The sequence below is a fragment of the Aeromonas sp. L_1B5_3 genome, assembly GCF_963866575.1.
GTDB classification, from domain to species: domain Bacteria; phylum Pseudomonadota; class Gammaproteobacteria; order Enterobacterales; family Aeromonadaceae; genus Aeromonas; species Aeromonas jandaei.
Map to the genome: position 1 here is coordinate 17,799 of NZ_CAWMDN010000118.1, position 13,348 is coordinate 31,146.

A 13,348-nucleotide genomic window follows, 5' to 3' on the forward strand; every position below is an offset into this window, starting at 1 on the left:
CTCACGATAAATCAGAGAATTACCCCTGACTGGCCGGATCCTCGTGGGAGGAGAATTCGCGCATAAAGGCCTCTGCCCGCTCCACCATCTTGGTCGAGCCGACGAAGTAGGGGGTGCGCTGGTGCAGCGCAGTGGGCTGGATATCCATGATGCGGTTGAAGCCGTCAGAGGCTTTGCCGCCTGCCTGCTCCACCAGAAACGCCATCGGGTTGCACTCATAGAGCAGGCGCAGCTTGCCGTTCGGCGAGTTGGTGCCGGACGGATAGATGTAGATGCCCCCCTTGAGCAGGTTGCGATGGAAATCGGAAACCAGCGAACCGATATAGCGGGAGGTGTAGGGTCTGTGGGTCGCTTCATCCCGCTCCTGGCAATATTTGAGGTACTTCTTCACCCCGTCCGGGAACTTGATGTAGTTGCCCTCGTTGATGGAGTAGATCTTGCCCTCCTCCGGAATGCGGATGTTTTCGTGGGAAAGGCAGAAGCAGCCGATGGAAGGGTCATAGGTAAAGCCGTTGACGCCAAAACCGGTGGTGTAGACCAGCATGGTGGAGGAGCCGTAAACCACGTAACCGGCCGCGACCTGACGATTGCCCGGCTGCAGGAAATCCTCGAGAGTGACGGGGGAGCCCTGCGGACTGACCCGGCGATAGATGGAGAAGATGGTCCCGACCGAGACGTTGACGTCGATATTGGAAGAGCCGTCGAGGGGATCTATCAGCACCACATATTTGGAGTTTTTGGAAAGCGGCGAGTCAAAGGCAACGAAGTCCTCCTCCTCCTCGGAGGCCATGCCGCACACCTCGCCGCGCGCCTCCAGCGCCGCCTTGAAGCGCTCGTTGGCGTAGACGTCCAGCTTCTGCTGCACCTCGCCCTGCACGTTTTCAGCCCCCATGGAGCCAATAATATCGGCCAGCCCGGCCTTGTTGATCTCCCGGTTCACCACCTTGGCAGCAAGACGGATCGAGCTCAACAGCGAGGTCAGTTCGCCGGTCGCGGTAGGGTAATCAGCCTGCTTTTTGACGATGAACTCGCCCATGGTGATCATGTTTCGCATTTTTGGTCCTTTAAGATCGTTTCCGTTGGCGTTGAAAACGTTTGCAAGCATCGACAAAAAAAGAGCCGATCCTCGGCCGTGTTGTTTTGTAACTTAATGTAACGTCTGTTTTTTGTTTTTGCAGCGAATTAAGCGGGCTAATAAAACGGCAATTTGAACCCGATTTGTACTCGTCCCGGTCATAAAAAGGGGGCCATACGGTAACTTTCAGCCTCTTATTTTGCGCCAAAAAACGGCGCCAAACAGCGACCTTACTGACATTTCCCCCTCTTTGGCCTGTCGTTTCGCCCACCAGATATATGGTGGCCTCTCCCCTATTGAGTTCCAAACGCCAATCACGCACACTCGTTTTCCGTTGGAAGCAAAAACATAAGGATTATCAATGAACAAGACTATCATTGCCGGCACGGTAGCCGGATTGCTCTCTCTGCCCGTCTGGGCTGCCGAAGTGCCGGCCGGCACCAGGCTACTGCCCCCGGAGCAACAGACCTTTGTCACCAATATCGGCACCGAACCCACCACCATAGATCCGCAACTGGTGGAAGAGAGTGCTGGCAGCGCCGTCGTCAACGATCTGTTCGAGGGGCTCTATGTGCTGGATGCCAGTGGCAAAACCCAGCCTGCTGGCGCGCTCAGCTATGAGCTCGACAGCACCGGCACCGTCTACACCTTCAAGCTGAGGCCGGAGGCCAAGTGGTCGAACGGCGAGCCGGTCACCGCCGCCGACTATGTCTACGGTTGGCAGCGGGCGGCCAATCCCAAAACCGCCTCCAACTACGCCTGGTTTATCGAATTGATGGGTATCACCAATGCCAGCGAGGTGATTCAAGGCAAGAAGAGCCCCGATGCATTGGGGGTCAAGGCGCTGGATGAACATACCCTCCAAGTGACCCTGAAAAACCCGGTTCCCTTCTTCCTGAAGACGCTGGCGCACTACACCACCTTCCCCGCCCCCAAAGCCACCATCGAGAAATATGGCAAGGAGTGGGTCAAGCCCGGCAATATCGTCTCCAACGGCGCCTTTGTGCTCAAGGAGTGGACCCCCAACGAGCGGCTGACTGCCGAGCGCAACCCGCACTACTGGGACAACCAGCACACAGTGCTGAACAAGGTGATCTATCTGGAGGTGGTGTCGGAGACCTCCGCCTACAACCGCTACCGCACCGGCGAGTTGCACTACACCACCTATCCGCTGGAGCAGTACCAGCACATCAAGAGCCAGAGTCCGGAGGAGCTGGTCAGCGCCCCCATGCTGGCCACCTACTACTACGTCTTCAACATACAGCGCAAACCGTTCGACAATCCGAAGGTGCGCAAGGCACTGTCGCTCGCCATCGATCGGGAGACCATCACCGACAAGATCCTAGGTCAGGGACAACTGCCCGCCTTCAGCCTGACCCCACCGAGCGTGGATGGCTTTGATCTGAAAAAACCGGCCAGCCAGCTGCAGAGCAAAGAGGAGCGGATCAAGCAGGCCAAGGCGCTGCTCGCCGAAGCGGGTTATGGCCCCGGCAAGCCGCTTGATGTGGATATCCTCTACAACACCAACGAGAGCCACAGGAAGATCGCGCTGGCCATCTCCTCCATGTGGAAACACAACCTGGGGGTTACCGCCACCCTCAACAACATGGAGTGGAAAACCATGGTCTCCACCCTCAACGAGGGGGATTTCGGGGTGAGCCGCTACTCATGGAATGGTGACTACAACGATGCCTCTACCTTCCTCGACATCCTGACCTCCAGCAGCAGCGCCAACAGCGGTCGCTGGTTCAATAAGGAGTACGACGCCCTGCTGGCCAAGGCTCACGATGCGCAGAATGCTGACGAACGCAATCGGCTCTATCAGCAGGCAGAAGCGCTGATCGATGCCGAGGCGCCCATTGCCCCTGTCTACTTCTACGTCAAGTCGCGCCTGCTCAAGCCTTTCGTCAAGGGTTACCCCTATCAGAACCCGCAAGATATCGTCTACAGCCGCGATCTCTATCTGGTTGCCCCGTAGCGCTGATCAGTAGTGCTCTGACCATAAAGAGCCGCCATCAAAAAAGCGCCTGCATTACTGCAGGCGCTTTCATTTTCACTCTGGCGATAGGCGCACTCACTCATCCTGACAGACGGCCATCTCCTGTCGGGCACGGCGTCTCAATACCACCGGCTGCACCAGCAGCTGGGCCAGCAGCACCCCGAGCAGGGTCAGGCCACCGCCGATAAGGTGGTAGGCGGTCAACCGCTCCCCGAGCAGTGAGATGGCGAGCCCAGCCGTCATCACCGGCAACAGGTTCATGAAGATGGCGGTACGGTTGGCACCGATCAGGGTGATCCCCTGCATCCAGAGCCAGGGGCAGAGCGCCGACGCGGGGATCCCCGCATAGAAGATGAGCCAGAGCGCGCGCGCCTCGGGCAGTTGACCATCCACCAGCAGATAGAAGGGGGTCAGCAGCACCACGCTGCAGAGCACCTGACTGTAGAGCAGAGACCAGTTGTCGAGCCCCAGATCCCACTTCTTGAGCAGTACGCTGTAGAGCGCATAGGTGCCGGCCGAGAGCAGCATGTAGACCGAGCCAATCTGGATGCCGTGGGTAAAAAGCCGGGTCGGATCCCCCTGCCCCAGCAAAATAGCCAGCCCCATGATGGAGAGCAGAGCCCCCAGGATGGCGCCCCAGGTGGGACGCTCGCGCAGCAACCAGATGCTGAACAACACGGTGAGCAGCGGCGTCAACCCCATCATCAGCCCCATCTCGGTGGCGCCCATGGTTTGCGCCGCGTAATAGCCGAAGGTCTGGTTTAGCACCATGCCAAGCAGCGCCAGCGCGGCGATCTGCCAGATACCGGCACGCAGGCGGGCACGCTCGCGCCATACCCGGCGAGCCAGAAAAGGGGTCAGGACCAGCGCAGCCACCACCCAGCGGGACCAGGCGAATGCGGCGGGCGACAAGACGCCCACCGCCAGTTTGCTGACGACGCCATTGCCAGCCCAGATGGCAATGCAGGAGAGAGGGAACAGAAAGGCAAGGGGCATCAACGGCTCCGGCATCCCGAACGAGAATTGAGCGAGGCAGTATAGGGGGCAACGGGTGAGAAACAAAGCCGCCATCAAGGCAGACACGAGAGAGAAAAGCGGATCGACAAAAACAAATATGCCCGCATAACGCGGGCATATCCGTGCAGAAACACGCTCAGAAGATTATCACGCCGCATCCATGTGCAGTCTGGAGATCAGCTCATTGACCTCGGTGACTGTCTGACGGTGGGGAATGTCCGCCTGGCTCGGCATGAGCAACAAACCGGACTGAAAATCAAACCGCCCCCGACCATGGATGTAGATCCGACCTTTAAAGAAGGTTTTGACGTGTTTTGCCACCATCAGTGGCAGGTACTTCTTGAACACTCTCATCGTTTGCAACCTCTTGCAGTTGTATCCGTATGACAGCAGCTTCTGCGAATTAACTCCGTAAAATAATCATAAAAATCCGGAAAACTCGCCCATCTCTTCCCAAAAAATTCAATCTATAACTTTTTATTAACTTTTAGCCTATTGTATGCGGCCCTTCGAGCCAGAGCAAGGATCCTTTGCCATTGTGCCACTCGATGCAGGCAATGCCCGAGGTGGCGAACATGGGGGCTCCGGCGGCCGGACAGAGGCTCTGCACCAGATATCCCACCAGCGGCAGATGGCTCACCAGCATGATCTGCTGATGCCGTTCTGCCAGCGCGGTCAGGTAGCTGGAGACAAAGGCAGGATCACCATAAGGGGTGATGTCACCGCTCTCCTCCACCACGACAGCATCGGGTAATTCTTTGCATATGGTCTGCCAGGTTTGGCGGGCGCGCAGATAGTTGCTGTGGATCACCCGATCGATACGACCGGTCAGCTGAGGCGCCAACCAGCGGGCCATCAGAAGGGACTCTTCAATGCCCTGCTCGGTCAATGGACGCTGTTCATCAGTTTTCGCATTCATGCCAGCCTGGCCATGACGCATGATATAGATCTTCATTACAACCTCGCCCTACGGGCCTGTTTTGATAGCCGGGGGATCTTACCCCGCCACGGGTGTTGAAACAATTGCGCTACCTCTCAGAAAAGGGTTTGCCTCACCGGGTAGCGGGGTCGATAATCATGTTTAAATTCAAATAAATCCAACGTGAGTCGCCCACCAATGAGCCCATATGCCAGTCCCAATGACCATCGGCAATACCACTATCTGGAGCTGGCAAACCGGCTCAGGGTCTTGTTGATTTGCGATCCCGATACCGATAAATCCGCCGCATCTCTGGCGGTCAATACCGGCCATTTTGACGATCCGGCCGACCGGCAGGGGATGGCTCACTTTCTCGAACACATGCTCTTTCTCGGTACCGCTACCTACCCCAAGCCAGGTGAGTACCAGCAATTTATGAGCCGTCATGGCGGCAGCAACAACGCCTGGACCGGCACCGAGTTCACCAACTTCTTTTTCGAGATCGACAACGGCTTCTTCGAGGCGGGTCTCGACCGGTTCGCCCAGTTCTTCATCTGCCCCACGTTCGATCCTGAGTGGGTCGACAAGGAGCGCAACGCGGTCGACTCCGAATACCGCCTCAAACTGCAGGATGATGTGCGCCGCAGCTATCAGGTACACAAGGAGACGGTCAATCCCGCTCACCCCTTTGCCAAGTTTTCGGTGGGCAACCTCGATACCCTGGCCGATCTGCCGGGACGGGATCTGCGCTCCGACCTCATCAACTTCTACGAGAGCCACTACAGCGCGGATCGCATGGCACTGGTGATGATGTCACCTGCCGACATCGACACCCAACTGCAGTGGTGCTGTCGCTATTTCGCTCCCATTTTGAATCGCAATTTGGGAACGCCGACTCTCGATATGCCACTCTACCGGCTCGACGATCTTGGCATCCGCATCCAGATCAAGCCGGTGAAAGAGACCCGCAAACTGGCGCTCACCTTCCCGCAGCCCAATGTGGACGCCTTTTATGACAAAAAGCCCCTCACCTTCCTGAGCCACCTTATCGGCTATGAAGGGGATGGCAGCTTGCTCTCCCTGCTTAAAGCGAAAGGCTGGGTGAACCAGCTCTCGGCAGGCGGCGGTATCAGTGGCGCCAACTTCAAGGATTTTGGCGTCAACTTCGGCCTCACCCCGCTCGGTCTTGAACATGTGGATGAGATCGTGGCCTTCCTGTTTGGCTACCTCAAGCTCATCGACCGTGCAGGGCTGGATGCCTGGCGCTACGACGAGAAGCGCACCGTGCTTGAGTCGGCATTCCGTTTTCAGGAGCGCGGCCGCCCGCTCGATACCGTCTCGGGGCTGGTGCTTAACCTCTTTAGCTACCAGCCGGAGGATCTGCTGCACGGTGACTACATGATGCGCGAATATGACGAGGCGCTGATCCGTCGCTTCCTCGCCAAGCTCACCCCGCACAACCTGCGCATGACCATCACGGCGCCGGAGGTGACCACCGACCGGCTGGCCCGCTGGTATCAGACCCCCTACAGCGTGGCGACCATCACCGAGGCGGAGAAGATCCGCTGGCAGCAGAGCGAACCGGACAAGGCGCTGGCGCTGCCCAAGCCCAACCCCTTTATCAGCAGCCGACTCGATCCGCGCACGCCGGAGATCGCCGCCGAGATGCCAGCCTGTCTTATCGATCGCCCCGGCTTTCGCCTCTGGCACCTCCATGAGCACCTGTTCAGTGTGCCCAAGGGCAATCTCTATATCTCCATCGACAGCGAGCACGCGGTCAAAAGCCCGCGCCACATCGCCATGGCGCGCCTCGCGGTGGAGCTTTTGGCCGATCACCTCAACGCCCTCACCTATCCGGCGGAGCTGGCGGGGCTGGGTTACCAGATCTATGCCCATCAGGGGGGCTTTACCATCAACCTGAGCGGCTTTGCCGACAAGCAGCCGCTGCTGCTCGACATGATCCTTGGCAACCGCACCCTGGGTTATCCCGACCCGGGCCGCTTTAGCGAGATCAAAGAGGCGCTCATCCGCAACTGGGACAACCAGTCCAAGGCGCGCCCCATCTCCCAGCTGTTCAACCAGCTCACCAGTTTGCTGCAACCCAATAACCCGCCGTTCGAGCAGCTGCTGCGCCACCTGCGCACCGTCGAGCTCTCCGAGATGCCTGACTTCGTGGCGAACCTCTTTGCCGAGGTGCATATCGAGACGCTGGTGCACGGCGACTGGACGGCGGCCGAGGCGCTGGAGCTGGCGGCGCTGATGGAGCGCCACCTTAGCGATATCAATGGCACCAGCAGCAAACCGAGTGGCGAGACCCGCCGCCCGCTTATCTCGATTCAGGACAGGGGCACCCTTATTCGCGAGCAGGGCTGCGAACACGAAGATTCGGCCCTGCTGGTCTACTACCAGTCCCGCACCACCCGGGCACGGGATCTCGCCTGCTTTACCCTGGCCAACCACATCATGTCCTCCACCTTCTTCCACGAGCTGCGCACCCGCCAGCAGCTCGGTTATGTGGTGGGGGCAGGCAACCTGCCGCTCAATCGCCACCCGGGTCTGATTTTCTATATCCAGTCGCCGGTGGCGGGGCCCCAGCATCTGCTCGATGCGGTGGAGGAGTTTATCGACCTCTTCCCGCTGGCCATGCTCGAATTTACCGAGCAGCAGTGGCAGGAGAGCAAGGCCGGGCTGCAGGCCCAGCTCAGCGAGCGCGACGCCAATCTGCGCAGCCGCGGCCAGCGGCTGTGGGTCAGCATCGGCAACAAGGACTTGGGGTTCGATCAACGGGAACGGGTCTGCGAGGAGGTCGGCAAACTGACGCGCGCCGATCTGGTGCGCTTTATCACCCAGCTGCGTTCACGCACCTCCGATCGGCTGATCCTCTGCAGCTACGGGCAGGGCCACGAGCACGAGGAGCGGATCACCGGCCAGTTTATCGACGATCCACGAGCCTTCCGGCTCAATGCCGCCACCTTCGAGGCCTGATCAGGCCTCGCATCTCCCCGTTTTTCCTGCCCACGGCAAATCGCAGCCAATAAAAAGCCGACCCACGAGGGTCGGCTGGAAAAACCATAACAATTGCGACAAAGCCGCCAAAAGTGAACATGAGCGTGAAAATCAGACACTGAGTTGATGACAGGCAAGCAGGAAACCCCTTGAACTCGCCGTACAATGCCAACAGTGATTGAGAAACAGCCACATCTTAGGCACTCCCCCCGAAAACCACGTTGATCTACGTCAAAGGAGGTAGCGAAGAGTCCACCTGACGACTCATTTGCCCTGCCGGATCACTCTTTGCCGCTCACCTGCCGCCTCTCAGGCGCGGCGGATCAGGCGATAGGCCACTTCGTCGAAATAGGAGAGCTGACCGGAGAGCACCCGCGGGTGATCCACCTCGGCAGCCCGCCCCAGCACCTCGACCCGAAAGTCCCGTTCAAACAGCGCCCGCACCTCCATCTCGCCCACCGAGAAGGGCGGCTGGCTCTGCTGCTCCGGCTGATACTCAAGGGTCACCAGCAAGATCTGGCCCCCCTCCTCCACCAACCGGCTCATCAGCGCCGCATACTGGCGGCGCATGGCGGTCGGCAGGGCGATCAGCGCCGCCCGGTCATAGACCAGCCGATAACGGCGACCCAGCTCCGGCGCGGCAAAGAAATCCCCTTCGAAGATGCGCAGGCTCTCGACCTGATGGCACTGATAGGGGCCCACCTCGCTCACCGCCGCCTTCAGGTGGTTTTCACTGAAAAAGCTGGCAATGGCGACGGAAGAAAGCTCGAAGCCATCGACCGGATGACCCTGCCCGCTCAGCCAGAGCATGTCGCGGGACTTGCCGCACAGGGGCACCAGCACCGGCTCATCCGGCTGCTGCGCCGACCACCAGGATTGCAGCCAGCGGTTGAAATCTGCCTGATGAAAGCCAATCCGGTTCTCTTCCCAACGCTGATGCCAAAACGCAGCTTCCATCATGATTCCCCATTGCTTACGAAAAATTGCTTACTAAAAGATGCCTCAATATCACAACTTAACCGGCACCACGCAACCCTCTGCCCACCCTTTTTATCGGGCAGCCCCTCACCGCCTCTCCCGTGATGGCCAGCGGGGCAATCTGGCCTCTCCCGCAGGCAAACAGGGGCTTAAACCCATGCCAATGTGGCATGAGTTAGTGATGATTGATGAGCAAAAGAGGAGGATTTAACGGACCAAAGAGGCCCGCAAGATCACAACAGTGTGCTGCGCGCCGCCGCAAGCTGACGGCCGATCTCGGCAAAATCGGGGCGCTCGCCGTGCAGTTCAGAGAGGCAGGCCGCGGCGAGCTGATGCAAACCGGCAAGCTGCGCGTCATCAACATCGCCATCGCAGCGTGCCAGCAGCTCCTCCAGCAGGCAGCCAAAGGCGCGCACCTCCAGTCGCTCCAGCCCCTGCGCCAGCTCGCGATCATGCAGGTCATAGAGGGAGGCGGCGCCAAAATCGCCTAGCAGGGCGTGGGCAGAGGGCCCGCGGGTAAACAGAATATTGTGACCGTAGAGATCCCCGTGCATGATGCCGGCCTGGTGCAGATGACCCGCCACCGAGGCAATCCCCCGGGCCAGCGTCAGCGCCTCGGCCAGAGTAAAGCGCAACCCGTCGTCATAGACATCGCGAGTGCAGGAGGCCAGACTCGGCGGCCCCGCCAGATTGGCAAAGGCCGGGTCGATCAGCTCCATCACCAGCGCCGGCATACCGGAGGGGTGATCGGCCACCCGCCCCAAGACGGGGATCAGGTTGGGGTGAGCACCTGCCGCCAGCGACGCCGCCATCTCGCACTGGGGCAAGCCATCGCTGGTCACCGCCCCCTTGAAGATCTTGACCGCCACCTCACTCACGCCAATGCCCTCGCGCGACTCATCGGCCATCCGCTCGGCCACCAGCGGCTCACTGCGCATAACCGCGCGATGGATAACGCCAGAAGCCCCCTGCCCCAGCAGCTCGCCGAGCGCAAGGCGCTGCCACGGCAAGGTGGCAACCTGCTCATCGCTGATGGCGCGCGCCTCCGCCCCCTCGCTAAAGGGGTTGCCGGAGTAGGCAAGCCATGCAAGGCGCGGCAGCGAGAGCAGCCACTCGGGGAAGCGCTCAATACGGTTGGCGGCGATGCGCAGCAGCTCAAGACGGTGGCAATTGGCAAGGCTGGCCGGCAACTCGCGCAGGCGGTTGCCCGCCAGCATCAGCTTTTGCAGGGCGTCGCACTGGCCCAGCTCATCGGGCAGCCGCTCAATTGCGTTATCGGTCAGGATCAGCCAGCGCAAACCGGCGGGCAGTGCTTTGGCCGAGACGGTGGCAATCTGGTTGGCCTTAAAGCCCACCATGGTGAGCGCCGGACAGCGCCCCAACACCTCGGGCAGCTCGGTAAAGCGGTTTTCGGAGCAGAAGATAATGCGCAATTTGCCAAACCCGGCCAGCTCGTCTGGGAGAGAGCTCAGCTGGTTGCCGGTCAGATCCAGCACCTCCAGCGTCTCTTTCAGGCTCAAAATCTCGTGGGGGAACTCCGTCAGATTTTCAGAGAGCTTCAGATGGCGGGCACCGCACAGTTCACCCGCGCGCAGCTGTTCCAGAGTATGCATAACCGTTTCTCAATCCTGATGACCTGCCTGATGGTACAGCAACCATCAGCGCGCGCCGAACCCGGGTCCGGCGATTTTAAAGGGGGGCATTATAAAGAATTCGGGGCGCAGATCGCCCCTTTTGTTGCTTTGGCAAGGCTCAGCGCTCAGCCCCCCCCAGCGGATTAACGAAACAGGTAGGGTGCAATAAGCGCAGCGCATTGCACCAAAATTACAGTTCGGCATTTGCACAAGATATTTAGCGCCGAAAGCGGTGCAATTCACGATGTTCATTGCACCCTACGGTACTAATAGCCACGCACAACGAAAAAGAAGATGCAAATAACCAACATAACTAGAAGATAGAAAATTAATGGACCAATATTACCATTTTTTGCCTCTGACGCTAAGTAAGCATTAAATTCTTTCCTACTCTGCCTTTTTCCGTATTTTGTAGCGTAATTATGTTCACCGGTAGGCGTTGTTCCATCAGATACATATTGTTTTGCTGCCGCCAGTGTTGGCAATGGACCGAAATCATGCTTACCGTCGTTGTTTAATACATACCAACTAGAACCATCTTTAACGATAGTTCTTCCATCTGAAACAGAATATTTGCCTGCTTGAATCCTTTTTACAGTCACGATATTTTCCTCTGGCGCCTAGCACCGCTATATGGGGCGCAAAAAGCTCGACTAAAATTGGGGAGCGAATACACACAACCAAGCTTTCGTACCTTTCATGATGGCTTTGCTAGAGCTTACTTTTTGCCCATAAATTTATGTTTGATATTACTGTAACACCGACTAAAAACAGTAATGCGTAAGAGGTCAACCCTACAAACTCAAGGTTTGTTATTGTATTCGGCTCAGTGAACTTCCATACAATTGGAATCGCAAATAATAGCCCTGAAGCAAGACGATAGATACCCAATGTACTATCACCGACCTCGCCTATATAAATAATTTTTTGCTTTGCCTCTTTCTGCTTTTCAGGACTAAACCTATATCCATATAACCAACAAAGTGTTGTCAACAATAAATGCAGAACGAAAAACGATAAGAAATAATAAAAAATATAATTAGGCACTATAGCGCCAGAAACAAAATCCTTAAGTTTGCCAACACCTTCGTTATATTGAATTAATAATGCAGGAAAGCACCCTGTCAAAGCTACCAATATTATTTCTTTAATGGCTATCTTCATAACACCCCATGTAAGCTCTAACGCCACGTTAAATAGTTAGCTACACTACCACCAAACCTCTATCACCTAATAAATACGAAACCCAACACTGGAATAAAAAATGACAAGCGTTGGGAACCACTCTTAAATGCTTCTTTATAATTATTTTTTTATAAAGCTAAATTTGGTTTTTCCAGCTGCATAGCCTAATTTCAGCATACTCTCGAAACTGCTATCTTCATTGATTTTAAGTTGCATCTCTTGCAGCCTTATCTCTAAGTATTTTCCGAGGTATTCTATAGAAAATCGAATAATTTTGGTCAAACACTTTAAAAACCTCGTGTTATCAGGCGGGTAACTCAAACTTGTTTCAGTCTCAAATATCTTATGCTTTTCCTCACCATCAACATATGTGTTAATCGCAGTTTCCAAAATAAGTAGGTTTACTAAATATGCAGCGATGGGGTCATCCATGTTAGTAATAAGCATCCGAATCTCGGGGTTCCACTCAAGAGCCTTGTTAACTAATTCCTGCTTTAAGTGACCTACAAATTTGTTTCTTAAGTACTTCGCAAAGTCACACTCTTTGGAGAATGATTTATAGTATTCACTCAACTCCGGGTGTTTTTTATACACTTGACGAACTGTAACTTCAAAATCGACGAAATTCGCTACTGATATGAGGCTTTGTTTCAACAAAACCATAGTAGACATATCATCTATGCCCTTTTCCGTAAACTGAGCATCAATAGTTACTAAATCTGCTTTTAGTACATTTGCTTGTAAAAATTGGTCCACTGAATTATCTCTATAGTTATAACAGTGATTAGATGAAAGTCGGTAGAAAAACCATCCATACAACTCCGCTTCATCATCATGATCGCCATAATAAATAATATTAATTCATAACGTTACCAACCAGTTTACTGCTTTTGATCAATGCGATATCTCTGGCCTGATTCATTGGTGGCCCCAAGGAGGCCATATCCAGACGAATATCCTAACGAGCAAAGCTGATAAGAAAAAGAGTGAGATGGCTGTTTCCTGAGTGATATCAACAATTTAATCAATAAGTGCAAATACTGGCCACATATCAGCAGTGCCGGAGCATAGATAAAGAAAAGACGCCCTAAGGCGTCTTTCTTTTATCTGGAGTCTGGAGCAAACCGGTTAGGAGATCTCCCCCTCCCCGCCTTGCCTGCAACCCTATCAGATCGGGGTGATGGAGGTGATATGGGCCGAGCCATCCAGAGACTGGAAGATCTGCACCACGGCTTCGCCATGGATCGGCTGGGCGAGCGGCACAGTGCTCTTGCACTTGAAGCGGTAGTTGGTGCCAGCCACCACCTGGGTGGAGACTTCAAAGGGGGTGTACTGTACCCCGACAAATCCTTTCATCGCCTGGTTGAACACTGCCTGATCTTCGGCGGTCAGCTTGTGATATGCGGTCCATCCACCTACCAACACTGCTTGTTCTGACATATCAAACTCTCCGTGCTCTATGATCCCGACTCGTTTGGCCGATCGGGCTGCGCCCCGTTGATTCAAGTGGTTTCCGGTCTCCACCGGGAGCCGCT

12 protein-coding genes are annotated in these 13,348 nt (G+C 56.0%); 2 read left to right on the plus strand and 10 right to left on the minus strand.

Annotated features, from left to right (window positions below; all coding sequences use genetic code 11):
• Positions 1–19: 19 nt before the first annotated feature.
• Entirely contained in the window at positions 20–1,054 is a 1,035-nt protein-coding gene (gene fbp / locus AACR93_RS13880) for a class 1 fructose-bisphosphatase (protein WP_041207524.1), read from the minus strand.
• A gap of 382 nt (positions 1,055–1,436) precedes the next feature.
• On the opposite strand from fbp, the gene AACR93_RS13885 reads away from it, so the two are divergent.
• Positions 1,437–3,053: a peptide ABC transporter substrate-binding protein gene (locus AACR93_RS13885; RefSeq protein WP_043851043.1), complete on the plus strand. Its 1,617-nt coding sequence runs from the start codon at positions 1,437–1,439 to the stop codon at positions 3,051–3,053.
• A gap of 96 nt (positions 3,054–3,149) precedes the next feature.
• Here the strand turns inward: AACR93_RS13885 and AACR93_RS13890 are convergent, their stop codons facing one another.
• From AACR93_RS13890 to sixA, 3 genes are all read right to left on the minus strand, one after another.
• Positions 3,150–4,070, minus strand: a complete 921-nt coding sequence (locus AACR93_RS13890) for a DMT family transporter (protein WP_042032361.1) — start codon at positions 4,068–4,070, stop codon at positions 3,150–3,152.
• A 168-nt stretch (positions 4,071–4,238) separates the two neighbouring features.
• Complete coding sequence (locus tag AACR93_RS13895; RefSeq protein ID WP_026457339.1) at positions 4,239–4,445, minus strand: DUF1107 domain-containing protein; 207 nt, start codon at positions 4,443–4,445, stop codon at positions 4,239–4,241.
• A gap of 133 nt (positions 4,446–4,578) precedes the next feature.
• Positions 4,579–5,046 carry a phosphohistidine phosphatase SixA gene (sixA, locus tag AACR93_RS13900; RefSeq protein ID WP_041207521.1) on the minus strand — a complete coding sequence of 156 codons (468 nt, stop codon included), beginning with the start codon at positions 5,044–5,046 and terminating at the stop codon, positions 4,579–4,581.
• 162 nt (positions 5,047–5,208) lie between these two features.
• Here sixA and AACR93_RS13905 point away from each other — a divergent pair, with 162 nt between their 5' ends.
• Positions 5,209–7,995 carry an insulinase family protein gene (locus AACR93_RS13905; RefSeq protein WP_043851044.1) on the plus strand — a complete coding sequence of 929 codons (2,787 nt, stop codon included), beginning with the start codon at positions 5,209–5,211 and terminating at the stop codon, positions 7,993–7,995.
• 330 nt (positions 7,996–8,325) lie between these two features.
• Here AACR93_RS13905 and AACR93_RS13910 read toward each other — a convergent pair whose 3' ends face one another.
• The 6 genes from AACR93_RS13910 to AACR93_RS13935 form a co-directional block, all read right to left on the minus strand.
• The gene (locus AACR93_RS13910; RefSeq protein WP_043851089.1) at positions 8,326–8,973 is read right to left on the minus strand and encodes a thiopurine S-methyltransferase; all 648 of its coding nucleotides are present in this window, start codon (positions 8,971–8,973) and stop codon (positions 8,326–8,328) included.
• Positions 8,974–9,227: 254 nt separating this feature from the next.
• Entirely contained in the window at positions 9,228–10,607 is a 1,380-nt protein-coding gene (locus tag AACR93_RS13915) for a leucine-rich repeat-containing protein kinase family protein (RefSeq protein ID WP_043851045.1), read from the minus strand.
• A 287-nt stretch (positions 10,608–10,894) separates the two neighbouring features.
• Positions 10,895–11,230: a hypothetical protein gene (locus AACR93_RS13920; protein ID WP_231556938.1), complete on the minus strand. Its 336-nt coding sequence runs from the start codon at positions 11,228–11,230 to the stop codon at positions 10,895–10,897.
• A 109-nt stretch (positions 11,231–11,339) separates the two neighbouring features.
• Positions 11,340–11,792, minus strand: coding sequence for a hypothetical protein (locus AACR93_RS13925; RefSeq protein ID WP_156152968.1), 453 nt, complete (start codon positions 11,790–11,792; stop codon positions 11,340–11,342).
• Positions 11,793–11,933: 141 nt separating this feature from the next.
• A complete protein-coding gene (locus AACR93_RS13930; protein ID WP_043851046.1) occupies positions 11,934–12,569 on the minus strand; it encodes a hypothetical protein in 636 nt (211 codons plus the stop codon).
• Between the two features lie 411 nt (positions 12,570–12,980).
• Entirely contained in the window at positions 12,981–13,253 is a 273-nt protein-coding gene (locus AACR93_RS13935; protein WP_033115211.1) for a hypothetical protein, read from the minus strand.
• Positions 13,254–13,348: the final 95 nt, after the last annotated feature.

Coding starts and splice junctions, on each gene's coding strand:
- fbp (WP_041207524.1), bottom strand. CDS start 1,054: ATGCGAAACATGATCACCATGGGCGAGTTCATCGTCAAAAAGCAGGCT.
- AACR93_RS13885 (WP_043851043.1), top strand. CDS start 1,437: ATGAACAAGACTATCATTGCCGGCACGGTAGCCGGATTGCTCTCTCTG.
- AACR93_RS13890 (WP_042032361.1), bottom strand. CDS start 4,070: ATGCCCCTTGCCTTTCTGTTCCCTCTCTCCTGCATTGCCATCTGGGCT.
- AACR93_RS13895 (WP_026457339.1), bottom strand. CDS start 4,445: ATGAGAGTGTTCAAGAAGTACCTGCCACTGATGGTGGCAAAACACGTC.
- sixA (WP_041207521.1), bottom strand. CDS start 5,046: ATGAAGATCTATATCATGCGTCATGGCCAGGCTGGCATGAATGCGAAA.
- AACR93_RS13905 (WP_043851044.1), top strand. CDS start 5,209: ATGAGCCCATATGCCAGTCCCAATGACCATCGGCAATACCACTATCTG.
- AACR93_RS13910 (WP_043851089.1), bottom strand. CDS start 8,973: ATGGAAGCTGCGTTTTGGCATCAGCGTTGGGAAGAGAACCGGATTGGC.
- AACR93_RS13915 (WP_043851045.1), bottom strand. CDS start 10,607: ATGCATACTCTGGAACAGCTGCGCGCGGGTGAACTGTGCGGTGCCCGC.
- AACR93_RS13925 (WP_156152968.1), bottom strand. CDS start 11,792: ATGAAGATAGCCATTAAAGAAATAATATTGGTAGCTTTGACAGGGTGC.
- AACR93_RS13935 (WP_033115211.1), bottom strand. CDS start 13,253: ATGTCAGAACAAGCAGTGTTGGTAGGTGGATGGACCGCATATCACAAG.